At 60.0% G+C, this 22,491-nt stretch carries 20 protein-coding genes and 1 tRNA gene; 13 read left to right on the forward strand and 8 right to left on the reverse strand.

The features are described 5' to 3' along the window. The first annotated feature begins 37 nt into the window (after window positions 1–37). Together AC3IT9_RS26585 and AC3IT9_RS26590 are read left to right on the forward strand one after the other, a co-directional pair. A complete protein-coding gene (locus AC3IT9_RS26585; protein ID WP_489271359.1) occupies window positions 38–3,784 on the forward strand; it encodes a bifunctional diguanylate cyclase/phosphodiesterase in 3,747 nt (1,248 codons plus the stop codon). 15 nt (window positions 3,785–3,799) lie between these two features. Next, a tRNA-Ile gene (locus AC3IT9_RS26590) sits at window positions 3,800–3,876 on the forward strand. 75 nt (window positions 3,877–3,951) lie between these two features. Here AC3IT9_RS26590 and AC3IT9_RS26595 read toward each other — a convergent pair. Then, window positions 3,952–4,257 carry an XRE family transcriptional regulator gene (locus AC3IT9_RS26595; protein ID WP_150725189.1) on the reverse strand — a complete coding sequence of 102 codons (306 nt, stop codon included), beginning with the start codon at window positions 4,255–4,257 and terminating at the stop codon, window positions 3,952–3,954. Beyond that, window positions 4,250–4,615, reverse strand: a complete 366-nt coding sequence (locus AC3IT9_RS26600; protein WP_150756409.1) for a type II toxin-antitoxin system RelE/ParE family toxin — start codon at window positions 4,613–4,615, stop codon at window positions 4,250–4,252. Before AC3IT9_RS26600 ends, AC3IT9_RS26595 begins: the two co-directional genes overlap by 8 nt. A 581-nt stretch (window positions 4,616–5,196) precedes the next feature. Between AC3IT9_RS26600 and AC3IT9_RS26605 the strand changes: the two genes are divergently transcribed. After that, window positions 5,197–5,505 (forward strand): DUF3077 domain-containing protein, encoded by a 309-nt coding sequence (locus AC3IT9_RS26605; protein ID WP_489271360.1) that lies wholly within the window; start codon window positions 5,197–5,199, stop codon window positions 5,503–5,505. A 7-nt stretch (window positions 5,506–5,512) separates the two neighbouring features. Here AC3IT9_RS26605 and AC3IT9_RS26610 read toward each other — a convergent pair whose 3' ends face one another. Next, window positions 5,513–6,190, reverse strand: coding sequence for a zinc metalloprotease (locus AC3IT9_RS26610; RefSeq protein ID WP_489273541.1), 678 nt, complete (start codon window positions 6,188–6,190; stop codon window positions 5,513–5,515). Between the two features lie 158 nt (window positions 6,191–6,348). Next, entirely contained in the window at window positions 6,349–8,700 is a 2,352-nt protein-coding gene (locus AC3IT9_RS26615) for a glucose/quinate/shikimate family membrane-bound PQQ-dependent dehydrogenase (protein WP_489271361.1), read from the reverse strand. Window positions 8,701–8,885: 185 nt separating this feature from the next. Between AC3IT9_RS26615 and AC3IT9_RS26620 the strand changes: the two genes are divergently transcribed. From AC3IT9_RS26620 to AC3IT9_RS26665, 10 genes are all read left to right on the forward strand, one after another. Continuing rightward, entirely contained in the window at window positions 8,886–9,347 is a 462-nt protein-coding gene (locus tag AC3IT9_RS26620; RefSeq protein WP_046039454.1) for an Lrp/AsnC family transcriptional regulator, read from the forward strand. A gap of 222 nt (window positions 9,348–9,569) precedes the next feature. Further along, on the forward strand, window positions 9,570–11,252 hold the full coding sequence (locus AC3IT9_RS26625; RefSeq protein ID WP_057713046.1) for a flavin monoamine oxidase family protein: 1,683 nt from the start codon (window positions 9,570–9,572) through the stop codon (window positions 11,250–11,252). Window positions 11,253–11,264: 12 nt separating this feature from the next. Continuing rightward, entirely contained in the window at window positions 11,265–12,059 is a 795-nt protein-coding gene (locus AC3IT9_RS26630; RefSeq protein WP_489271362.1) for a carbon-nitrogen hydrolase family protein, read from the forward strand. Window positions 12,060–12,097: 38 nt separating this feature from the next. After that, entirely contained in the window at window positions 12,098–14,527 is a 2,430-nt protein-coding gene (gene pqqF, locus AC3IT9_RS26635) for a pyrroloquinoline quinone biosynthesis protein PqqF (protein ID WP_489271363.1), read from the forward strand. Between the two features lie 158 nt (window positions 14,528–14,685). Continuing rightward, a complete protein-coding gene (gene pqqA, locus AC3IT9_RS26640) occupies window positions 14,686–14,760 on the forward strand; it encodes a pyrroloquinoline quinone precursor peptide PqqA (protein ID WP_003444522.1) in 75 nt (24 codons plus the stop codon). Window positions 14,761–14,841: 81 nt separating this feature from the next. Further along, window positions 14,842–15,753, forward strand: a complete 912-nt coding sequence (pqqB, locus tag AC3IT9_RS26645) for a pyrroloquinoline quinone biosynthesis protein PqqB (RefSeq protein ID WP_489271364.1) — start codon at window positions 14,842–14,844, stop codon at window positions 15,751–15,753. A gap of 139 nt (window positions 15,754–15,892) precedes the next feature. Beyond that, window positions 15,893–16,645 carry a pyrroloquinoline-quinone synthase PqqC gene (gene pqqC, locus AC3IT9_RS26650; protein ID WP_007993179.1) on the forward strand — a complete coding sequence of 251 codons (753 nt, stop codon included), beginning with the start codon at window positions 15,893–15,895 and terminating at the stop codon, window positions 16,643–16,645. Next, window positions 16,642–16,917, forward strand: a complete 276-nt coding sequence (gene pqqD, locus AC3IT9_RS26655) for a pyrroloquinoline quinone biosynthesis peptide chaperone PqqD (protein WP_008051583.1) — start codon at window positions 16,642–16,644, stop codon at window positions 16,915–16,917. The genes pqqC and pqqD overlap by 4 nt, the downstream gene beginning before the upstream one ends. A 7-nt stretch (window positions 16,918–16,924) precedes the next feature. Then, the gene (pqqE, locus tag AC3IT9_RS26660) at window positions 16,925–18,061 is read left to right on the forward strand and encodes a pyrroloquinoline quinone biosynthesis protein PqqE (protein WP_489273542.1); all 1,137 of its coding nucleotides are present in this window, start codon (window positions 16,925–16,927) and stop codon (window positions 18,059–18,061) included. Then, window positions 18,027–19,859: a S9 family peptidase gene (locus AC3IT9_RS26665; RefSeq protein ID WP_489271365.1), complete on the forward strand. Its 1,833-nt coding sequence runs from the start codon at window positions 18,027–18,029 to the stop codon at window positions 19,857–19,859. Before pqqE ends, AC3IT9_RS26665 begins: the two co-directional genes overlap by 35 nt. Before the next feature lie 145 nt (window positions 19,860–20,004). On the opposite strand, the gene AC3IT9_RS26670 is transcribed toward AC3IT9_RS26665, so the two are convergent. The 4 genes from AC3IT9_RS26670 to AC3IT9_RS26685 form a co-directional block, all read right to left on the reverse strand. Continuing rightward, a complete protein-coding gene (locus tag AC3IT9_RS26670; RefSeq protein WP_003228885.1) occupies window positions 20,005–20,163 on the reverse strand; it encodes a YqaE/Pmp3 family membrane protein in 159 nt (52 codons plus the stop codon). 83 nt (window positions 20,164–20,246) lie between these two features. After that, window positions 20,247–20,567 (reverse strand): helix-turn-helix domain-containing protein, encoded by a 321-nt coding sequence (locus AC3IT9_RS26675; protein WP_046039442.1) that lies wholly within the window; start codon window positions 20,565–20,567, stop codon window positions 20,247–20,249. Next, complete coding sequence (locus AC3IT9_RS26680) at window positions 20,560–20,916, reverse strand: type II toxin-antitoxin system RelE/ParE family toxin (protein WP_095944832.1); 357 nt, start codon at window positions 20,914–20,916, stop codon at window positions 20,560–20,562. The genes AC3IT9_RS26675 and AC3IT9_RS26680 overlap by 8 nt, the downstream gene beginning before the upstream one ends. 251 nt (window positions 20,917–21,167) lie before the next feature. Then, window positions 21,168–22,451: an aspartate aminotransferase family protein gene (locus tag AC3IT9_RS26685; protein ID WP_489271366.1), complete on the reverse strand. Its 1,284-nt coding sequence runs from the start codon at window positions 22,449–22,451 to the stop codon at window positions 21,168–21,170. Between the last annotated feature and the right edge of the window lie 40 nt (window positions 22,452–22,491).

Consider the following 22,491-nt stretch of genomic DNA (forward strand, 5'->3'; position numbering starts at 1 on the left):
CACTCGAAACATTCCCCCGAGCCATAACGAGACCGTTATGCCCAGACTGCCGACCGTGCTTTTTTTGCTGTCGCTGATGACCTGGACCGCAACGGCTGGCGCTCTGACTCTCACTGACGATGAACGTAGCTGGCTGGCGGCTCACCCGGAATTGCGCCTGGGTGTCGATGCTTCGTGGCCGCCCTTCGAGTTTCGTGACGATGAGGGCCGCTACCAGGGCCTTGCCGCGGATTACATCGAGATCATTCGCAAAAGGCTGGCAACCCGGCTCACGCCCATCGAGCCGGTGAGCTGGACCGCCGTCCTGGAACAAGCCAAAAAGGGCAAGCTGGACCTGCTGCCGGGCATCATGTCGACCCCTGAACGCCAGAAATACCTGTCGTTCACTCGCCCCTATCTGGATTTTCCGATTGTCATCCTGGCCCATGTCGGGGGCCCCCAGCCACATAACCTGAAAGACCTGTACGGCCTGAAAATCGCCGTGGTGGAAAACTACGCCCCCCACGAACTGCTGCGCACCCACCATCCCGACTTGAACCTGGTGGCAATGCCCAACGTCAGTTCGGCGCTGCAGGCGCTGGCCACCGACGAAGTAGACGCCGTGGTAGGCGATCTGGCTTCCAGCGTCTGGAGCCTGCGCCAACTCAAGCTCGATGGGTTGTATGTCAGCGGTGAAACCCCCTATCGCTATCAACTGGCCATGGGTGTACCCCGCGGCAACAAGATGCTGGTCGGCATTCTCGACAAAGTCCTGGCGGACATGAGCCCCGCTGAAATCAGCGCCATTCAGGAGCATTGGGTCGGCAACGTCCTCGATCATCGAACTTTCTGGAATGACCTGTTGGTGTATGGCCTGCCCGGATTGCTGCTGCTGACTATCGTGCTGGCGGTGGTTATCCGCATCAACCGCCGCTTGAGCTCGGAAATCGCCCGCCGGGTCGACCTTGAACAGGAACTGCGCAGCAGCGAATACCACTACCGTGGCCTGGTGGAGAGCCTGTCGGCCATCGCCTGGGAAGCAAAAGTCACCGACTTCACCTACAGCTATGTATCGCCCCACGCCGAAGACCTTCTCGGTTATCCCCTGTCCCATTGGCTGATTCCGGGCTTCTGGCGCAACATCATTCACCCCGCCGACCTGACCCGCGCCCAGACCTTCTGCGATCACGAAGTACTGGCCGGGCGCGATCACCGACTCGATTACCGGGTGATCACCGCCGACGGCCGCTGCCTGTGGGTGCGCGATATCGTCAGCCTGATCGAACACGGGCATGAGCCGGTTCTGCGCGGGTTGATGATCGATATCACCGACGCCAAGCGCACCGAAGAAGCATTGCGCCTGTCGGAACAGAAATTCGCATCCGTGTTCCAGCAATGCCCGGACATGCTGGTGATCGCGCGCCTGAGCGACGGCTGCCTGCTGGAAGTCAACGAAGCGTTCGAAGAACAGATCGGCCTCAAGGCCGAGGACGTCATTGGCCAGACCGCCACCAACCTGAACATCTGGGGGATTCCCGGTGTTGGGCCGGGCCTGTTGCAACGCTTGCAGGCCGGCAGCATCCGCAACCTGGAAATGCCCTTTCGTCGTAGCAACGGCCAGGTGTTTACCGGCCTGATCTCCGCCGAACCGTTCAACCTCGACATGACACCGGCGCTGGTGGTCGTGGTGCGGGACATCACCCAGCTCAAGGAAACCCAGCAACAGCTGCAAACTTCCGAAGAAAAATTCGCCAAGGCCTTCCACGCCTCTCCCGACGGCTTGCTGCTGTCTCGGCAAAGTGATGGCTTGCTGTTGGAGGTCAACGATGGTTTTAGCCGCATCACCGGGTTCAACAGCGCCATGTCGGTGGATCGTTCGGCGCTGGACCTGGGAATCTGGGTCAACCTCAATGAACGCAAGCAAATGCTCGACTTGCTGCACCGCGACGGCTTTGTCCGCGACTTCAGCTGCCATATCCGCCGCAGCGACGGGCAGATCCGCCTCTGTGAAGTGTCCAGCCGTCCGCTGCCGATTGGCGATGAAGACTGCATGCTGACCATCGCCCGGGACATCACCGAGCGGCACCTGATGCAGGAAAAACTGCAACAGGCCGCCACCGTGTTCGAAAGCACCGCCGAAGGCGTGTTGATCACCGATACCCAACAGCACATCAGCGCGGTCAACCGCGCGTTCACCGAAATCACCGGTTACAGCGAAAACGAAGCCCTGGGCCACACGCCACGCCTGCTCGCCTCAGGCCTGCATGACAGTGCGTTCTACGCGGCCATGTGGCATCAATTGACCGCCGAAGGTCATTGGCAGGGTGAGATTTCCAATCGGCGCAAGAATGGCGAGCTGTACCCGAGCTGGCTGACCATCAGTGCCGTGCGCAACCGCGACAAATTCATCACCCACTTTGTCGCGGTGTTCGCCGACATTTCCAGCCTCAAGCATGCCCAGGCCAAACTCGACTACCAGGCGCACCACGACCCGCTGACCGGCCTGCCGAACCGCACGCTGTTCGAAAGCCGTTTGCTGACGGCGCTCAACAACCAACAGGAAAACGGTGGCCAGGGCGCCGTGCTGTTCCTCGACCTTGACCGCTTCAAACACATCAACGACAGCCTCGGCCACCCGGTCGGCGACTTGCTGCTCAAGGGCATTGCCGTGCGCCTCAAGGAGCAGTTGCGTGACATCGACACCGTGGCGCGCCTGGGGGGTGACGAATTCATCATTCTGTTGCCGGGCTTGCAACAATCCAGCGATGCCGACCACATCGCCACCAAATTGCTCAATTGTTTCGCCGCGCCGTTCCAGGCTGGCGAACACGAGTTTTTCATCAGCGCCAGTATCGGCACCAGCCTCTATCCGAAGGATGGCTGCGACGTTGCCACACTGATCAAGAACGCCGACGCCGCGATGTACCGCTCCAAGGCCAAGGGCCGCAACCGCGTCGAAAGCTACACCCGCGACCTCACTGCCCAGGCCAGCGAACGCGTGGCGCTGGAACACGAACTGCGCCGCGCCATCGAACGCAACGAGTTGCACCTGTGCTACCAACCGAAAATCAGCCTCGTGGACTACAGCCTGGTCGGCGCCGAAGCCCTGATCCGCTGGCGCCATCCGACGTTTGGCGACGTGCCGCGGGAACACTTCATCCCGCTGGCTGAAGAAAACGGCATGATCCTGCAAATCGGCGACTGGGTCCTGGAAACCGCCTGCCGGCAGATGGCCGAATGGCACCGGCTGTACGACAGTCCCGGCCCACTGTCGGTCAACCTTGCCGGCGCCCAATTGCGCCAACCCAATCTGCTGGGCCGTATCGAACAGTTGCTCAAGGACAACGGCCTCAACCCCGGTTTCCTGCAACTGGAAATCACCGAAAACTTCATCATGAGCCAGGCCGAGGAAGCGCTGGCGGTGCTGCATCAACTCAAAAAACTGGGCGTGCAACTGGCCATCGATGACTTCGGTACCGGTTACTCGTCCCTGAGCTACCTCAAGCGCCTGCCACTGGACATCCTCAAGATCGACCAGTCCTTCGTCCGCGGCCTGCCGGACGATCCCCACGATGCGGCGATCGTACGCGCCATCATCGCGCTCGGACGGAGCATGCCATTCACCGTGATTGCCGAAGGGGTCGAGACCCTGGCGCAACAGCAATTCCTCGCTGCCGAGGGCTGTGAACAAATCCAGGGCTACATCGTCAGCCTGCCCCTGCCCCCCGACGAATTTGCCGCGACGTTTCTTCGTACAACCGTATTGGATTTTTCGGATAGCACAGCCGCGAAACCATCGCTATAATCCGCGACCTACTGAGGGCCTATAGCTCAGTTGGTTAGAGCAGAGGACTCATAATCCTTTGGTCCACGGTTCAAGTCCGTGTGGGCCCACCAAACAAGAAAGCCGCGCATTGCGCGGCTTTTGCGTATCTGAATAGCCCGAAACAGTAGAGCCATTTTTTAAATCGTTCAGTTGGCAAAGTTTTCGATCTTTACCTGGCCCTCGGGGAAGGTGGCGATGATTTCCAGCTCGCCACCCATGGCGCGGATGTAGTTGCGCAAAGTACTGATGTACATATCCGTTCGCCGCTCCATCTTGGAGATCGCCGCCTGGTTGACATGCAGCGTCCTGGCCAGAGTGTCCTGACTCAACGCTTGCGCCTGGCGCAACTCGTGCAGCGGCATTTGTTCTCGTAGCTTCTGATGCAAGGCCTCAACACGCGCTTTAGACTCTGGAGAGCGACGTGCCACCAAATCAGCAAATTTTTTAGCCATTGTCATAGCCCTCTTTCTTCAATGTTTCCAAGTGCTCGTCGTAGAGACGTTCGGCCAGTGGCACGTGTTCCGTATACCAACGCTCCTGGCCGGTTTTATCACCGCCAATCAGCAGAATCGCGCTGCGCCGTGGATCAAACGCGTACAGCACACGGTACGGCCTGCCAGCGTGCTGCACCCTTAACTCACGAAGGTTGCCATGCCGTGAACCCTTGATATCGCTGGTATGTGGAAAACCCAAGTGTGGGCCATCCTCGCCCAGCAACATCACCGTGGCCTGAACCGAGTCCTGTTCGGCCTCGTTCAGGTGATCCCACCAGGCCTCAAATTCATCCGTGTATTCGACGTCCCACTTCATACAAATATGCCACCAAAGGAATATAACCTCAAAGGAATAAATGTATGAGCTTCAGAGGTGCCCAACCACCCTGATTCCTCTGTCAATTGTTAACGATGGTTACTGGTAGAGGGTTTGCCGTTTCGCCAATTGCTTCAGTGCCCTCATGACAACGCGGGAACCAGGCGTTTGGCTCAACTACTCAGAGGATGCACCGGCCTGGAAAATCGCTCGTCGCGCCAGTCTTCGTTTACAGAGGGTGTCGCAATATCGGATGACGTCCGTAAACCTTGTAGGCAAACTCCGAACCTTGCTTTTGGGCACTTTGCTGCCTTGTTGCGCTTTTCTTTGACGGGATAGTCTCCGGACGTCGCTGACCATTCAGCGATCGGGCTTGGAAACCCGTCGAACCGCTACGCAATAGCGCCCAATCAAGACTGCAGACGTTTTTACGACTGCAATCCTGTGTCATGGCAGCTGTGCGTGGGACGTCTTCGGGCGTGCCGGTTTCTCTGGTTCCCGGTTTTCCAACCTGCGCACAGCTGCCACCCATTCGCTTGGAAACGAAAGTGGCGGCTCCTTGAATAACCAGGAGTAATCTCATGAATAAAACGGATTCGCACGCACCCTCAGAACTAAAAACCGTCGGCTTCACACCCTTCCTGTGCCTCTCGAATCAGCCGCTGTTCCACGTCTGTCGCGACGTCCCCATCGCCGACGCCCTGGCCCAAGCCTCCGACCTGCTGTTCCTCGCCAAATCCCTGACCGTCGATGCCGCCTACGCCCAAGACTCCGACCGTCACGCCTGGGCTGCGCACTACCTGACGACGATGAGCAAAGCGGTGATTGATGATGTAGTGAAGGTGCTGACGCGAAGGCCCGTTCAGGCGGCGACGAACGCCAAAGACTAGCGGCGGCTCAACTCTCGAAAACACGCCTCGATTTTTCGGGGCTTCCAATGCTTATAGACGGAATAGCCTGCACCGCCCGCAGCCGTTCCAGCATCTGCCCCGTCAACACAACCTCATACGTATCAGCCGCCCGCCCCCATTGCTCCACAAGGGCCATACCGTCCACCAGCGCCGCAGCCAATTCGGCAATCGTCCCGGCCTGATACTCGATGATTTTTTGCGTCCGAATCCAAACCCGATCTGTCATCGCTTTAAGCTCCGCCGCTATCTGCTCAGACGACGCAGGATCGGTATCGGGGCAAGTGATATTGCGCAGCAGATGCTGAAGCTCCCTGACCTTTGCGTAATCCTGCTCCGCGCCCTGCTCGCCTTTGAGAATGGCTATGGCTTTCGACTTATCGACGCGTTTTGCAGCTGTAGGTTTGGAAGGCAGTGTCTGCGCCATAGCGCCAGCCAGGAGCACCATCATTCGGGCTTCCAGATGTTCCTTCATGGCTTCCATCGACGAAATTGGGCGCACCAGGGTAATGGAGGCCCCTCCGTGGTGCCGCAAATCCTTGGTCACTGTCAGGGTTACGCCGCCCGTTTCAAATCCCAGGGCGCGGGCCACCACGTAGTGCCCCATTTCGTGATGGGCGATCTGCAACGCACGGTCGCGTACTGCGGGAGGCAGCTTCCTCGTCATTTCCATTGCATCTGAACCTTCGTTCCAGCATTCGTCTACGAGTAACTCTAGCGCCCCGCGCACTGTAGGAGCGAGCTTGCTCGCGATGAACTCAAGAGCGACGCGTTTATTCTGCAAGTACGCGTTATCGTTAACGTCCATCGCGAGCAAGCTCGCTCCTACGGCAAAGCGTAGGCAATCACATAATCCCCACGATCCGTCGACTGACGCGCACCGCCCACCGTGAGCAGGATGTACTGCCTTCCGGTTTTCGGTGAAACGTAAGTCATCGGCCCGGACTGGCTGCCCACCGGCAAACGCGATTTCCAGATTTCGTTGCCGTTGCCGGTATCGAAGGCGCGCAGATAGAAGTCCTGGGTGCCGGCGAAGAACAGCAGGCCCGACTGGGTGGCCAGCGATGCGCCGAGGGTCGGCATGCCGATCGGGATCGGCAGGTGCATGCGGATGCCCAGCGGGCCGGTGTCCTGCACGGTGCCGACCGGAACTTGCCACATCAGCTTGTGGGTTTTGAGGTCGATGGCCGACATGGTGCCGAACGGTGGTTTCTGGCACGGAATGCCGACCGCCGAGAGGAAGCGTTCGCGCATGGCGCCGAACGGTGTGCCTTCCTGCGGTACCACGCCCATTTCGATACCGCTGGCCCCGGCTTTGATCTTGTCGCGCGGGATCATGTAGTTGGCCAGGCCCAGGCGCATGTCGTTGACGAACATGTAGTGGGTGTTCGGATCAACCGAGACGCTGCCCCAGTTCATGCCGCCCAGTGAGCCCGGGAATTGCAGGGCGCGATCCATGCCCGGCGGGGTGTAGACGCCTTCGTGGCGCATGCCTTTGAACTGAATGCGGCACATCAACTGGTCAAACGGCGTGGCGCCCCACATGTCGGATTCGCTCAGGGTCTTGTTGCCGATTGACGGCATGTCCACCGAGAACGGCTGGGTTGGCGAGTAACGTTCGCCGGGCACCTTGCCTTGCGGCACCGGGCGCTCTTCGACGCGGGCAATCGGCACGCCGGTTTCGCGGTTGAGCAGGAAGATCTCGCCCTGCTTGGTGACTTGCGCCAGGGCTGGCTGGGTGCCGCCCTTGTCGTCCGGCACGTCGTACAGCAGCGGCTGTGCAGGCAGGTCGAAGTCCCACAGGTCGTGGTGCGTGGCCTGGAAGTGCCAGCGTACCTGGCCGGTCTTCACGTCGATGGCGACGATAGACGAACTCCACTTATCGTCGAACTCGGTACGTTGGCCGCCGAAGAAGTCCGGGGTGGCGTTGCCGGTTGGCAGATAGACCAGACCGAGCTTGGCGTCGTAGGACATGGCCGACCAGACGTTCGGCGTACCACGGGTATAGGTCTCACCGGCCGGTGGGCGTTTGGTGGTGTACGGGTTGCCCGGATCCCATGCCCATACCAGTTCGCCGCTGTGCACGTCGTAGGCACGAACCACGCCCGGCGGTTCGCCGGTGGAGTAGTTATCGGCCACACGGCCACCGACGATCACCACGTCCCCGGCGACCAATGGGGTCGAGGTTTGCTGGTAGTAACCGGGCTTCACTTCGCCCATGTCAGTGGTCAGGTCAACGGTGCCCTTGTTGCCGAATTCTTCACAGGGCTTGCCGGTGTCGGCATTGATGGCAATCAGACGGGCATCGCCGGTTGGCAGAAACAGACGTTTCGTACAGGCGGTTGGCTGACTGTCCGAAGAAGCCGGGGTTTCGGAATAGCCCAGGCCACGGCAGCGCTGCCAGTTGGGCGCGGTGCCTTGCGGGTCGAACTTCCAGCGCTGGGCGCCGGTGTCGGCATCCAGGGCGAAGACTTTGCCGTAGGCGGTGCAGGTGTAGACCGTGTCACCGATTTGCAGCGGGGTGTTCTGGTCTTCGGCGCCAGCACCGGTGCTTTGCGGGATGTCGCCGGTGCGGAAGGTCCAGGCGACCTGTAACTTGTCGATGTTGCCCTTGGTGATCTGGTCCAGCGCGGCAAAGCGGTTGCCGGCGGTGGTGTTGCCCCAGTGGGCCCAGTCTTTCTGTTCGGTGCCTGGAGTGACCGGCGTTACCGCAGGTACAGTGGTGTTTTTGACCACATGGGTCGGCACGAACATGTAGGCCATCGTCGCAACGACGCCCACGCCCAGAATGCCAGCCAGACCGTAGGCGCCACGCCCACCGGTCGCGCCCGAAGCGCGGACCAGGGTCGGATAGATCAACGCCACCACCAGCCCGATCACGGCGAAGGTCAGCACCCGCGAGACCAGCGGCCAGTATTCGAGGCCCGCATCCCAAACGGCCCAGATCGCAGTGAGGAGCAACGCCACACCATACAGCCAGGCGCCGAGCGGCTTGCGCCGGACAATCATCAACCCGGACGCCAGCATCGCCAGCCCCATCAGCAGGAAATACCAGCTGCCACCCAGCGCGATCAGATAACCACCGCCACCGGCCAGGCCGAGCCCGATCAGTGCAATCAGCACACCCAGCCCCGCCAGCAACCATTTGCTGCCGGCGGCAGCCCCAGAATTGTTCATGTCGGAAATTTTCCCCATTTGTGACAAGGGCGGAATAATGTACTACCTAGTTACTTATGGCAATTTGTCGCAGGCAAAAATGTCATGAACGGTATTGAGGCCAGATCAAATCTCCGTCGCGAGCGTCCTGCAGGAACTGCCTGTAACATGCTTGCGCACTGATCCATGCCACTGGAGATAACCCTTTGCCTGACACTCGCACGCCTGTTCTCGATGAAATCGACCGCCAATTGATTGCCGCCCTGCAGATCAACGCCCGCGAGAGCGTGGCCATGCTCGCCCGGCAACTGGGCATCGCCCGTACCACCGTCACTTCGCGCCTGGCGCGGCTGGAAAAGGCCAAGGTGATCACCGGTTACGGCGTGCGCCTCGGGCAGCGGGTGGTGGATGGCGGGCTGCAGGCGTATGTGGGGATAACCGTGCAACCGCGTTCCGGTAAAGAGGTTTTGCGCCGACTGAGTGCGATGGCACAGGTGCAGCAGTTGTGTGCGGTGAGTGGCGAATTTGATTATGTGGCGTGGCTGCGCACCGATTCGCCGGAGCAGCTGGATCAGTTGCTGGATCAGATTGGCAGTGTGGATGGGGTGGAGAAGACCACGACCTCGATCATCTTGAGTAGCAAGATTGATCGGGGGCAGCCGGTTTGAGTTTCTGCCTGTAGTTTTTTTGGTGCCAGGGCTGGCCTCTTCGCGAGCAAGCCCGCTCCCACAGTGGTCAGTGTGCATTGATAGATCGTCATACTGATCAAACAAATAGCATAATGACGACACTTTGCGTCTTATTAACGTGTTCTGTGCTCTCTAGAATGGCTGGCATCTTTTCCTATACTCAGATGCGCATTCCGCGTCGGGTCGCCAGCAAGGTCAGCCATGAACAAGAACAATCGCCATCCTGCAGACGGTAAGAAACCAGTCACCATTTTCGGCCCGGATTTTCCTTTCGCCTTCGACGACTGGATTGAACACCCAGCCGGTCTGGGCAGCATTCCCGAGCACAATCACGGTGCCGAAGTGGCGATTGTCGGTGGCGGGATCGCCGGCCTGGTGGCGGCGTATGAGCTGATGAAGCTGGGCCTGAAACCGGTCGTCTACGAAGCCTCGAAAATGGGTGGCCGCCTGCGTTCCCAGGCATTCAATGGCGCCGAAGGCATCGTTGCCGAACTGGGCGGGATGCGCTTCCCGGTGTCGTCTACCGCGTTCTATCACTACGTCGACAAGCTCGGCCTGGAAACCAAACCCTTCCCTAACCCGCTGACACCCGCGTCGGGCAGCACGGTGATCGACCTCGAAGGCCAGACCCATTACGCACAGAAGCTGTCGGATCTTCCTGCACTGTTCCAGGAAGTGGCTGACGCCTGGGCCGATGCACTGGAAGCTGGCTCGCAGTTCTCCGATATCCAGCAAGCCATTCGTGACCGCGACGTGCCACGCCTCAAGGAACTGTGGAACACCCTGGTGCCGCTGTGGGACGACCGCACCTTCTACGACTTCGTCGCCACCTCCAAGGCCTTCGCCAAGCTCTCGTTCCATCACCGTGAAGTGTTCGGCCAGGTCGGTTTCGGTACCGGCGGCTGGGACTCGGACTTCCCGAACTCGATGCTGGAAATCTTCCGAGTCGTCATGACCAACTGCGACGATCACCAGCACCTGGTGGTCGGCGGCGTGGAACAGGTGCCACAAGGCATCTGGCGCCATGTGCCGGAGCGTTGTGCGCATTGGCCGGCCGGCACCAGCCTCAGCTCGCTGCACAACGGCGCACCGCGTACCGGCGTGAAGAAAATTGCCCACGCGCCGGGTGGCCGTTTCGCCGTCACCGACAACTGGGGCGACACCCGCGAATACGCCGCGGTGCTGACCACCTGCCAAAGCTGGCTGCTGACCACCCAGATCGAATGCGACGAAACCCTGTTCTCGCAAAAGATGTGGATGGCTTTGGACCGCACCCGCTACATGCAGTCGTCGAAGACTTTCGTGATGGTCGACCGCCCGTTCTGGAAGGACAAGGATCCGGAAACCGGCCGCGACCTGATGAGCATGACCCTCACCGACCGCCTGACCCGTGGCACCTATCTGTTCGACAACGGCGACGACAAGCCGGGGGTGATTTGCCTGTCGTACTCGTGGATGAGCGACGCGCTGAAAATGCTGCCGCAACCGGTGGAAAAACGCGTGAAGCTGGCATTGGATGCGTTGAAGAAGATCTACCCGAAAGTCGACATCGCCGCGCGGATCATCGGCGATCCGATCACTGTTTCGTGGGAAGCCGACCCGCATTTCCTCGGCGCGTTCAAAGGCGCCCTGCCCGGCCACTACCGCTACAACCAGCGCATGTACGCGCACTTCATGCAGGACGACATGCCAGCCGAGCAGCGCGGGATCTTCATCGCCGGTGACGACGTTTCGTGGACCCCGGCCTGGGTTGAGGGCGCGGTACAGACCTCGCTCAACGCGGTGTGGGGCATCATGAAACATTTCGGCGGTGCAACTCACGCCGAGAATCCGGGTCCAGGAGATGTGTTCAACGAGATCGGACCGATCGCCCTGCCCGAGTAAGAGGAATCCGAAATGCGCGTAGCCCTTTACCAATGTCCACCGCTGCCTCTGGATGTCGCCGGCAACCTGCAACGCTTGCAGCAGCTTGCGCTGGAGGCAAAAGGTGCCGACCTGCTGGTGCTGCCGGAGATGTTCCTGACCGGCTACAACATCGGCGTCGATGCCGTCAGCGTGTTGGCGGAGGTGTACAACGGTGAGTCGGCGCAGCAGATTGCGCGCATTGCCAAGGCAACCGGGATCGCCATTTTGTATGGCTATCCCGAGCGCACCGAGGACGGGCAGATCTACAACGCCGTGCAGTTGATCGACGCTAACGGCGAGCGCATCTGCAACTACCGCAAGACCCATCTGTTCGGCGATCTGGATCACTCGATGTTCAGTGCAGGTTCCGACGAGTTTCCCATCGTTGAGCTCAACGGCTGGAAGCTCGGTTTCCTGATCTGCTACGACCTGGAGTTTCCGGAAAACGCCCGACGCCTGGCCCTGGCCGGTGCAGAGCTGATTCTGGTGCCGACTGCCAACATGATTCCGTTCGATTTCGTCGCCGATGTCACCGTGCGCTCCCGCGCCTTCGAAAACCAATGCTATGTGGCCTACGCCAATTACTGCGGCCATGAAGGCGACATCCACTACTGCGGCCAGAGCAGCATTGCTGCGCCGGATGGCAGTCGTATCGCTCAGGCGGGTCTGGATGAATCGCTGATCGTCGGAGAGCTGGATCGACAGTTGATGCTCGACTCCCGCGCCGCCAATCGCTACCTGATCGATCGCCGCCCTGAGCTTTACGGCGAGCTGAACAAGTCCTAATCCGCTAGCATTGGCACTTCACTGTTCTGGAAGTGCCAATGCCCGCGCTGAATCCCCTTCGCCCCCACACTGAAACCCTGGCCAATGGCTTGCGGGTGACGCTGCGTCATGCCCCGAATTTGAAGCGTTGCGCAGCAGCGTTGCGGGTCGCCGCGGGTAGCCATGATGTGCCGCTGGCGTGGCCTGGTCTGGCGCATTTTCTTGAGCATCTGCTGTTTCTGGGGACTGAGCGTTTTCCCGTGAGCCAGGGGCTGATGGCTTACGTCCAGAGCCATGGTGGACAAGTGAATGCGCGGACCAGCGAACGGACCACCGACTACTTTTTCGAATTACCGCCTCAAGCATTCGTTGGCGGATTGGAGCGTCTGTCAGACATGCTCGCCCATCCGCTTATGAATCCGGACGATCAACTGCGGGAACGGGAAGTGCTGCACGCGGAATATGTCGCGTGGTTGCAGGATCCGACAGAGCAGCAGCAGTTTGCACTGTTCGACGGACTTTCACAGGTTCATCCACTGCGGGGATTTCATGCCGGTAACCGCGACAGTCTGCCTGTTGCGCAACCCGAGTTTCAGCAGGCCTTGCAGGATTTTCACCAGCGCTACTATCAGACCGGGCAAATAACCTTGAGCCTCGCTGGTCCACAGAGCCTTGATGAGTTGAGGGTGATGGCCGAAGCGTTTGGCGGCGTCCTCACCAAGGGTGAATTTGCACCACAACAAGCCCCAATGCCGCTGATGGAAACGTCGGATAAAAGTTATCAACAGGCCGGCGAGCGACGGCTGGACTTACTGCTCACGCTCGAAGCGCTGCCCCAGTCGTCTGCCGAAGCGCTGGCGTTCCTGTGTCATTGGCTGAATACCGAGAAACCGGGCGGTTTACTGGCGGATTTACGCGAGCGCGGGTTAGCTCTGAAACTCAAGGCCACCCCGCTGTACCAGTTCGCCGGGCAAGCCTTGCTGCACGTCGAATTCACCCTGCCCACCCATGCAGCGGCTACCGGAATTCCTGAACGGCTCATGGATTGGCTGAACTTCGTCGCCCGGCAAGACTGGAGCCGGTTGCGCGAAGAATACGCGGCATTGCTTGAGCGCCAGCAACAGGTCAGCAGTGCGCTGCAATTGGCCCGCCAGGACAGCGAACAACGCGAATTCGGGTTAACCGAGCAGGGCGTTACAGCCCTCAAGCAAATCCTTCAACAAATCAGCGTTGTGGATAACTTCAGCGGCCCATGGCAATTGCCGGCGCCCAACCCGTTTCTGCGCGCCGATGCACCGGCATCGAACGCCGGACTGATTCGCGGCCAGACCAGCGCCCACCGTGGCCTGCGCACTTTTGCCCAGGATCGTTCGCGCAGCCGTCGTGAACGTTCGCCGATGCAATTCAGCCAGGCATGGCCGGACAACGGTACTGAAGGTTCGATTTATCTGCGCTGGCGTCTGGACTCGACTCCCGACAGCCACCTTCAATCACGGCTGGAGAACCACCTGCAACCGTTACGCGAAGACGCGCGTCAGGCCGGTGTGGATTTTTCCTTCAGTGCGTCGGGCAACGAATGGCTGCTCAAACTGAACGGGCTACAGGAGCCGATGCCCAGCGTCCTGGAGCACGTGCTGAAAGAACTGATAAAACCTGATGCCGCTGTCTCACAAGCCGAATCGACCAGCGTTGCGTTGATACCGATTCGACAACTGCTCAAGGCATTGCCCGATCACTGCCTCAGGCAAACCGCGAACTCGGACGACGTGCAGCAACTCTGGTCGAGTGCGCGATGGGATGGGCTGGCCATCGGATTATCGGCTCAGACTCAAGCAGCCATGGGCCTGGCCTTGAGCCGCATACCCGGCACGCCGGACAATCAACTGACGCCGCCCTCTTCGATCCTTGCACAGCATCTGTGGAGCACTGCCGATACTGCCTCCAACGAACACGCGTTGCTGCTGTTCTGTCCGACAGCCACCCAGGAAATGGCCGACGAAGCCGCGTGGCGTTTGCTCGCGCATGTCTGCCAGACACCGTTCTACCAACGCCTGCGGGTGGAGCTGCAACTTGGCTATGCGGTGTTCAGCGCCCTGCGGCAGATTCACGGGCAAACCGGGCTGCTGTTCGGTGTGCAATCGCCAGGCATTGCGCCGGAGGGGTTGCTGCAACACATCGAGCAATTCCTGAATCGATTGCCGGAGCTGATCCACGCGCTCGACGACACCACCTTCAACGCTCAACGCCAGGCCCTGGCGGATCAGTTTTGCAGCGCTGCGCTCACCACGGGTCAAGCGGCCGAATTGCTCTGGCAGGGCAAGCTGGCCAGCCGTTCGTCGGATTATCTGACGCAATTGCCCGAGGCCATTTTGCGCATTGACCGGACCGCTCTACTGGCTGCGGCCCAACGCCTGAATCAGGCCGAAGGCGGCTGGCTGTGCCTTGCCAACAGCGCAGCCCCTGGCGCGCCATGGCAAGCGGCAAAATGATCATTACCGGGGCTGCAAGGAGCTTTCTCAAAGTTTCACGGGCAATTTCTTTGAAATTTTGAGTAACATAGCAACCTAACTATCTTGAACATCTCTGACTTGAGGTGGACTATACCTATAGATAGCGCTATCCCACCCTACCTGAAGGAGTTCAATTTATGGCCTGGACCAAACCTGCCTACACCGACCTGCGTATTGGCTTTGAAGTCACCATGTACTTCGCAAGCCGCTAATCTCAGCTTTGACAGAGATGCAGCACAACGCCTCGGTTATCCGAGGCGTTTTATTTTCAGCGTTGAAATGATGGAGCGTCCATGTTTGTCCAGATTCTAGGTTCCGCTGCTGGCGGCGGCTTCCCCCAGTGGAACTGCAACTGCGTGAACTGCGCGGGCTTTCGCAACGGCAGCCTGCGGGCCAAGGCGCGGACGCAATCGTCCATCGCGATTTCCGATGACGGCGTGAACTGGGTGCTGTGCAACACCTCCCCGGACATTCGCGCCCAGCTCCAGAGCTTCGCCCCGATGCAACCGGGCCGCGCCCTGCGCGATACCGGGATCGGCGCGATCATCCTGATGGACAGCCAGATCGACCACACCACCGGCCTGCTTATGCTGCGTGAAGGCTGCCCGCATCAGGTCTGGTGCACCGACATGGTCCACGAAGACCTGAGCAGCGGTTTTCCGCTGTTCACCATGCTCAACCACTGGAATGGCGGGCTGACCTGGAACCAGATCGAGCTCGACCAGAGCTTCAGCGTACCGGCATGCCCGAACCTGCGCTTCACCCCGCTGCCTTTGCGCAGTGCCGCGCCGCCCTACTCCCCGCACCGCTTCGACCCGCATCCGGGCGACAACATCGGCCTGATCGTCGAAGACCTCAACACCGGCGGCAAACTGTTCTACGCACCGGGCCTGGGCAAGGTGGATGCAGCGCTGCTGGAGATCATGGCCGGCAGCGATTGCCTGCTGGTGGATGGAACCTTGTGGGATGACGATGAAATGCGGCGTCGTGGCGTCGGTACCCGCACCGGTCGCGAGATGGGACATCTGGCGCAGAACGGCCCCGGCGGCATGCTCGAAGTCCTTGAGCAATTGCCCAACCAGCGCAAAGTACTCATCCACATCAACAACACCAACCCGATTCTTGATGAGGATTCGCTGGAGCGCGCAGAGCTGGATCGGCGCCAGGTTGAAGTGGCGTATGACGGCATGAGTATTGTTTTGTAAGTAGCCGAGACCGCTGCGCGGTCTATCGCGAGCAGGCTCGCTCCCACAGGGGTATGCGATCAACTGTGGGAGCGAGCCTGCTCGCGATGAGGCCAGCTCAGGCACTGAAGAATCCACCGGTCCATCCCGGAGAACCGCAATGACCGACACCCCGATGTCCCCCGCCGAATTCGAAGCCGCCCTGCGCGCCAAGGGCGCCTATTACCACATCCATCACCCTTACCACGTGGCGATGTATGAAGGCCGGGCCACCCGCGAGCAGATCCAGGGCTGGGTCGCCAACCGTTTCTACTATCAGGTGAACATCCCCCTGAAGGACGCGGCGATCCTCGCCAACTGCCCTGATCGCGAGATCCGCCGCGAATGGATTCAGCGCCTGCTCGACCACGACGGTGCGCCCGGTGAAGACGGCGGCATCGAAGCCTGGCTGCGCCTGGGCCAGGCCGTGGGCCTCGACCCGGATCAATTGCGTTCCCAGGAGCTGGTGCTCCCCGGCGTACGCTTCGCCGTGGACGCCTATGTCAATTTCGCCCGCCGCGCCAGTTGGCAAGAAGCAGCGAGCAGCTCGCTGACCGAACTGTTCGCCCCGCAGATCCATCAATCGCGCCTGGACAGCTGGCCCCAGCATTACCCTTGGATCGACCCGGCCGGCTACGAGTATTTCCGCACGCGCCTGGGCCAGGCACGGCGTGATGTCGAGCATGGCCTGGCGATCACGCTGCAGCACTACACCACCCGTGAAGGCCAGGAGCGCATGCTGGAAATTCTCCAGTTCAAACTGGACATTCTTTGGAGCATGCTCGATGCCATGAGCATGGCCTACGAACTGAAACGCCCGCCGTATCACAGCGTGACCGGGGAACGGGTCTGGCACAAAGGAATCACCTTATGAGTTTCGATCGCAGCAAGACCCCGACCTGGCGTCCTGGCTACCGCTTCCAGTACGAACCGGCGCAAAAAGGCCATGTGCTGCTGTACCCGGAAGGCATGATCAAGCTCAATGAAAGCGCCGCGTTGATTGGTGGCTTGATTGATGGCGAGCGAGACGTGGCTGCCATCATCGCCGAACTCGATCAGCAGTTCCCCGGCGTGCCCGAGCTCGGTGACGACATCGAGCAATTCATGGAGGTTGCCCGTGCGCAGCACTGGATCGAACTTGCCTGATTCATCGGTGCAAGTACCGCCCAAACCCGAGATCGGCCTGCCGCTGTGGCTGCTCGCCGAGCTGACCTATCGCTGCCCGCTGCAATGCCCGTACTGCTCCAATCCGCTGGATTTCGCCGAGCAAGGCAAAGAGCTGAGCACCGAGCAGTGGATCAAGGTGTTTCACGAAGCGCGGGAATTGGGTGCCGCGCAACTGGGCTTTTCCGGTGGCGAACCGCTAGTGCGCCAGGACCTCGCCGAGCTGATTACCGAGGCCCGCAAACTGGGTTTCTACACCAACCTGATCACCTCCGGTATCGGCCTCACCGAGCAGAAAATCAGCGACTTCAAGAAGGCCGGTCTCGATCACATCCAGATCAGTTTCCAGGCCAGCGACGAGCAGGTGAACAACCTGCTGGCCGGTTCGAAAAAGGCCTTCGCACAGAAACTGGAAATGGCCCGGGCGGTGAAGGCCCACGGTTATCCGATGGTGCTGAACTTCGTCACCCATCGGCACAATATCGACCAGATCGACCGCATCATCGAGCTGTGCATCGCCCTGGAAGCAGACTTCGTCGAGCTCGCCACGTGCCAGTTCTACGGCTGGGCACAACTCAATCGCGTCGGGCTTTTGCCGACCAAAGAGCAACTGGTGCGCGCCGAACGCATCACCAATGAATACCGCGCCAAACTGGAAGCCGAAGGGCATCCGTGCAAGCTGATTTTCGTCACGCCGGACTATTACGAAGAACGCCCGAAAGCCTGCATGAACGGCTGGGGCAGTATTTTTCTGACGGTCACGCCAGACGGAACCGCCCTGCCCTGTCACGGTGCCCGACAGATGCCGGTGCAGTTTCCCAACGTGCGCGACCACAGCATGCAGCACATATGGTACGACTCGTTCGGCTTCAACCGCTTTCGCGGTTACGACTGGATGCCCGAGCCGTGCCGCTCCTGTGACGAGAAAGAAAAAGACTTCGGCGGCTGCCGCTGCCAGGCGTTCATGCTCACCGGTGATGCCAGCAACGCCGACCCGGTGTGCAGCAAGTCGCTACAACACGGCGTGATCCTCAAGGCCCGCGAAGAAGCCGAGCACGCCACCCAGACCATCGACCAACTGGCCTTTCGCAATGAACGAAACTCACGCCTCATCGCCAAAAGCTGAACCATTCAGCGCTGCCAAAGCCGTGGCCGCCGGTATCGACTTTGCCGAATTGCAGGTCGGTCCTCAGGGCCTGTTCTGGAACGAGTACCGCCCCGAAGACGCCGCATGCCGGATCTGGCATTGGCGCGACGGTGCAGCGAAATGCCTGACGCCACCGGGGTTCAGCGTGCGCAGTCGGGTGTACGAATATGGCGGCGGCGCGTTTTGTCTGACGGATGACGGCATCGTTTTCGTCAACGAGGCAGACCAGCAGTTGTATCGGCAATCACTGCAAGGCGAAGCGCCCGAAAGGCTGACGTCCGGTGCGTGCCGTTATGGCGATTTACAGTTCGCCAACGGGCAAGTGCTGGCGGTCGAGGAGCATCGCAATCAACACCGACTGGTGGCAATCGATCTGCTCAATGGCGCACGTCACCTGCTGGCCGAGGGTGCCGATTTCTACGCGGCACCGACGCTGAGCCCTGATGCCCGGCGTCTGGCCTGGATCGAGTGGAGTCGCCCGGATCAGCCATGGACAGCGACCCGTTTGATGGTTGCCGAACGCCTCGCCAACGGCGGCTTTGCCAAGGCTCGTTGTGTGGCGGGCGACGGCGTTCAAGAATCTGTGCAGCAACCGCGGTTTGATGCCGACGGGCGCTTGTATTGCCTGACGGATCGCGCGGGTTACTGGCAGCCATGGAAAGAATCTGAACAAGGCTTGAGCCCTTTGCCAAGTGCCAGCGCCGACCATGGTCCCGCGCCCTGGCAACTCGGCGGCAGCACCTGGTTGCCGCTGAGCGACGACAGTTATCTGGCCAGTTGGACCGAAGGCGGATTTGGCCGATTGGGCATAGGCGGCAATTCCAGCGCCGACTTCACCGGCGACTACAGCCGCTTCCGACATCTCGCAGTGGATGAGCAGTACATCTATTGCATCGCCGCGTCGCCCGTCAGTTCAACCGCCGTCATCGCCATCGACCGCCTGAGCCGGCAAGTGCAAGTGCAAGTGCTGGCTGGCGGAATCACGCCGCTTCCCCCCGAACAGATCAGCCGCCCGCAAACCTTGCGCTACCCAAGTGGCTCAGGCGAAGCACACGGCTTCTTCTACCCGGCGATGACCGGCGCGGCGAAACCGCCATTGGTGGTGTTCATCCATGGTGGCCCGACCTCGGCGTGCTACCCGATGCTCGATCCGCGTATCCAGTACTGGGCACAGCGGGGCTTCGCCGTGGCCGACCTCAACTATCGCGGCAGCAGCGGTTATGGCCGGGCCTATCGCCAGGCACTGCACCTGAGTTGGGGCGACGTGGATGTGCAAGACGCCTGCGCCGTGGTCAGTTACCTCAGCGACCGCGGCTTGATCGACGGCGACCAGGCGTTCATTCGCGGCGGCAGCGCCGGCGGCTACACCACCCTTTGCGCCTTGGCCTTTCACAACGTGTTCCGTGCCGGCGCCAGCCTGTATGGGGTCAGCGACCCGGTGGCGCTGGGGCGCGCGACCCACAAATTCGAAAGCGACTATCTGGATTGGCTGATCGGTGATCCGCAACTGGATGCCGAACGCTACGCCGCACGCACACCGCTGCTGCATGCCGGCAACATCCGCGTGCCGATGATCTTCTTTCAAGGAGAACTGGATGCCGTGGTCGTCCCGCAGCAGACCCGCGACATGGTCACGGCGCTGCAAGACAACGGCATCCTGGTCGAAGCGCATTACTACGCCGATGAACGTCATGGTTTTCGCAAGGCCGGCAATCAGGCCCATGCGCTGGAGCAGGAGTGGTTGTTTTATCGGCGGGTGATGGATTCAGTGGACTGAAGCCTGCGTTCATTGCCGAAACGGTGGCGCCGCCTTCGCGGGCAAGTCGGATCGCCGCACCGCCGCTCCCACAGGTTCTGTGGCGTGCACAAATCCTGTGGGAGCGAGCCTGCTCGCGAAAGCGGCCGACCCGCCGACGCTCAACTCAGCGCTTGGCGATGATGTACACCGCATGCACGATCCCCGGAATGTAACCGCACAACGTCAGCAGAATATTCAGCCAGAACGCCCCGCCGAATCCTACTTGCAGAAACACACCCAGTGGCGGCAACAGGATGGCGATGATGATGCGAATAAAGTCCATGGGACAGCTCCTGATTGGGGTGGACTCGTTCGAGCCCTACAGTTAATCGACCTGTGCCGTTTGTCAGGGTTCAGCCCGATTCCTCAGGCCAGTATCTCCAGACCGTGTTTGCGCACGATACTCAGCAACTTCAGCGCCATGCCACTGGGGTGCTTATCCCCTGCTTCCCATTGCTTGACCGTGGAAGCACTGGTGTTCAGGTAGCGCGCAAACACCGGTTGACTGACATTGTTGCGCTCGCGCAATGCCTTGATCTCCTGCGCGGGAATCGCATCCGGCACCCTTGCAAGACAAGACTCATCGAACTCACGCATGGTCGCCTTGCTGATTGCACCAATGGCGTACAAGGCACTGGCAGATTCGTGGATCGACTCCGATAGCTCGCTTTTGAATTTTTTACTCATTTGGTATCTCCACAAACTCCTTTGCATCCAGCAAACGCTGAATTTCCATTTCGGTCAGTCCACCATATGTCTTGGCCAACTCTCGCAAGTCGAGCAAATGCCTGGGACTGATATTGCTCTGATCTTTCTTTGCGTACAGGAACTGATAGACCCAGTGAGCACCGCCCTTGGCCAGGATAATCGAGCGATGGCGGTTGGCATTCAAACGCTTCTTCCAGACCCCGCCGCCCAAATTGTCAGCCTGACCATTGAGCATTTCGGTGAATGCCTCCCGGAGCTCGTCATCACCGATCCAGGCCTTGGCGGCCTGCATTGCGAAGCGCTTTGTCTTGAACAGCCTTGGTGACATCGGCATCCCTTCCACAAAACATACCACCCAGTGGTACAGAAATCAAAACCAACGCGACAGCAATACCGTTTCGCTGGCACCGGCACTCCCTGCCGATGCACGCTAGAAAGCCATTGATGTGCTAACCGCTCAAGCCGAAATTGCCTTTGGAAAAAACCGGCCACAAAAAAACGCCCCACGCCAAAAGTGTCGGGCGTGGGGCGTGCGTATTACCGCGAGACGGTTCTGGAATGCGTGCAGGGCGCGTCTGATCAGACGGCAATCCCTTTGCGGCACTGCAATTGCGCGGTGCGTACTCGGGAGAAAGCGCGCGCCAGGCGCAGGAGCATTTCATCGATGTTGGCGTTGCTGACATTCAGCGCAGGGGTAAAGCGCAGGCAGTCGGGTTGCGGGGCATTGAGCAGCAAACCTTCGTACAGAGCGGCCTTGACCACCGAGTCGGCGGAATCGTCCGATAGCGTCAGCCCCCAAAGTAGCCCTTGACCGCGCAACTCACCGTGATCGTAACGATGGGCCAGACGCTCCAACCCTTCACGCAGGTGTTGACCTGCTTCTGCGACGTGCTTGAGGAAAGCCTTGTCCTGCACCGTATCGAGCACCGAGAGTCCCGCCGCGGTCATCAACGCATTACCGTGATGAGTGCCTGTCACCTCGCCAATGTCGAAACAGCAAGCCTTGCCCCGCGCCAGCAGCGCGGCCAATGGCACACCGCCGCCCAGCCCTTTGCCGAGCACGACGATATCCGCCGTGACGCCGCAGGACTGTTCCGCGAGCAAGGTGCCACAACGGCCGATGCCGGTTTGCACTTCGTCAAGGATCAGCAAAATGCCGAGTTCACGGCACAAGCGTTCGACGCCCTTGAGGTAGTGCGCGGTGGCCGGGATCACTCCGGCTTCGCTCTGGATCGGCTCGAGCATGATCGCTACGGTCCGTTCATCCACGGCCGCATGCAACGCTGGCAGATCATTGAAAGGAACACGACTGAAGCCTGGCAATTGCGGCTCGAATCGGTTGGCCAATGTCGAACTGTCCGACGCCGAAATCGTCGCCAGGCTGCGGCCATGGCATCCGTTGTTGGCCACAATGATTCGCGATGCACCGCCGCGATGCTGTTGACCCCATTTGCGCGCCAGTTTGATCGCTGCCTCACAGGCTTCGCTGCCGGTATTGAGCAGGTAGGCCTGATCACTGCCGGTGCTGGCACACAGATGTTCGGCGAGGCTGAGCATGCCGCGGTTATGCAGGCCGAAGCCCGGATTGATCAGCGACTGAGCCTGGGCAGTGATTGCGTTGACCAGTACCGAAGGACTATGACCAAGGCTGTTGGCCCCGCCACCCTGGGAAAAATCCAGGTACGCACGGTCATCGCTGTCCCACAACCATGAACCCTGGCCACGCACAAACACCTGTTTCGGCCGCTCGACACTGGGCATCAAGTACTCGCTGGAAAGGTTAACGCCTTGGGATGGCCGGGAAGCGTCCATGACCAGATCGTCAAGACTGGGAGGACTGCGGCGTAGACTGAACAGATTCATTTGAAAAAAACCCTTTTGAGGTTTTTTGCCTTGCCTATGT

This window comes from Pseudomonas sp. KH_046_1, from assembly GCF_057839025.1.

Excerpts from the sequence above, each read along its gene's own strand:
- AC3IT9_RS26625 (WP_057713046.1), top strand. The coding sequence starts at position 9,570 with ATGAACAAGAACAATCGCCATCCTGCAGACGGTAAGAAACCAGTCACC.
- pqqF (WP_489271363.1), top strand. The coding sequence starts at position 12,098 with ATGCCCGCGCTGAATCCCCTTCGCCCCCACACTGAAACCCTGGCCAAT.
- AC3IT9_RS26615 (WP_489271361.1), bottom strand. The coding sequence starts at position 8,700 with ATGAACAATTCTGGGGCTGCCGCCGGCAGCAAATGGTTGCTGGCGGGG.
- AC3IT9_RS26600 (WP_150756409.1), bottom strand. The coding sequence starts at position 4,615 with ATGAAGTGGGACGTCGAATACACGGATGAATTTGAGGCCTGGTGGGAT.
- pqqC (WP_007993179.1), top strand. The coding sequence starts at position 15,893 with ATGACCGACACCCCGATGTCCCCCGCCGAATTCGAAGCCGCCCTGCGC.
- AC3IT9_RS26680 (WP_095944832.1), bottom strand. The coding sequence starts at position 20,916 with ATGTCACCAAGGCTGTTCAAGACAAAGCGCTTCGCAATGCAGGCCGCC.
- AC3IT9_RS26605 (WP_489271360.1), top strand. The coding sequence starts at position 5,197 with ATGAATAAAACGGATTCGCACGCACCCTCAGAACTAAAAACCGTCGGC.
- AC3IT9_RS26665 (WP_489271365.1), top strand. The coding sequence starts at position 18,027 with ATGAACGAAACTCACGCCTCATCGCCAAAAGCTGAACCATTCAGCGCT.
- AC3IT9_RS26610 (WP_489273541.1), bottom strand. The coding sequence starts at position 6,190 with ATGACGAGGAAGCTGCCTCCCGCAGTACGCGACCGTGCGTTGCAGATC.
- pqqB (WP_489271364.1), top strand. The coding sequence starts at position 14,842 with ATGTTTGTCCAGATTCTAGGTTCCGCTGCTGGCGGCGGCTTCCCCCAG.
- pqqD (WP_008051583.1), top strand. The coding sequence starts at position 16,642 with ATGAGTTTCGATCGCAGCAAGACCCCGACCTGGCGTCCTGGCTACCGC.
- AC3IT9_RS26685 (WP_489271366.1), bottom strand. The coding sequence starts at position 22,451 with ATGAATCTGTTCAGTCTACGCCGCAGTCCTCCCAGTCTTGACGATCTG.
- AC3IT9_RS26585 (WP_489271359.1), top strand. The coding sequence starts at position 38 with ATGCCCAGACTGCCGACCGTGCTTTTTTTGCTGTCGCTGATGACCTGG.
- AC3IT9_RS26630 (WP_489271362.1), top strand. The coding sequence starts at position 11,265 with ATGCGCGTAGCCCTTTACCAATGTCCACCGCTGCCTCTGGATGTCGCC.
- AC3IT9_RS26675 (WP_046039442.1), bottom strand. The coding sequence starts at position 20,567 with ATGAGTAAAAAATTCAAAAGCGAGCTATCGGAGTCGATCCACGAATCT.
- AC3IT9_RS26670 (WP_003228885.1), bottom strand. The coding sequence starts at position 20,163 with ATGGACTTTATTCGCATCATCATCGCCATCCTGTTGCCGCCACTGGGT.
- AC3IT9_RS26595 (WP_150725189.1), bottom strand. The coding sequence starts at position 4,257 with ATGGCTAAAAAATTTGCTGATTTGGTGGCACGTCGCTCTCCAGAGTCT.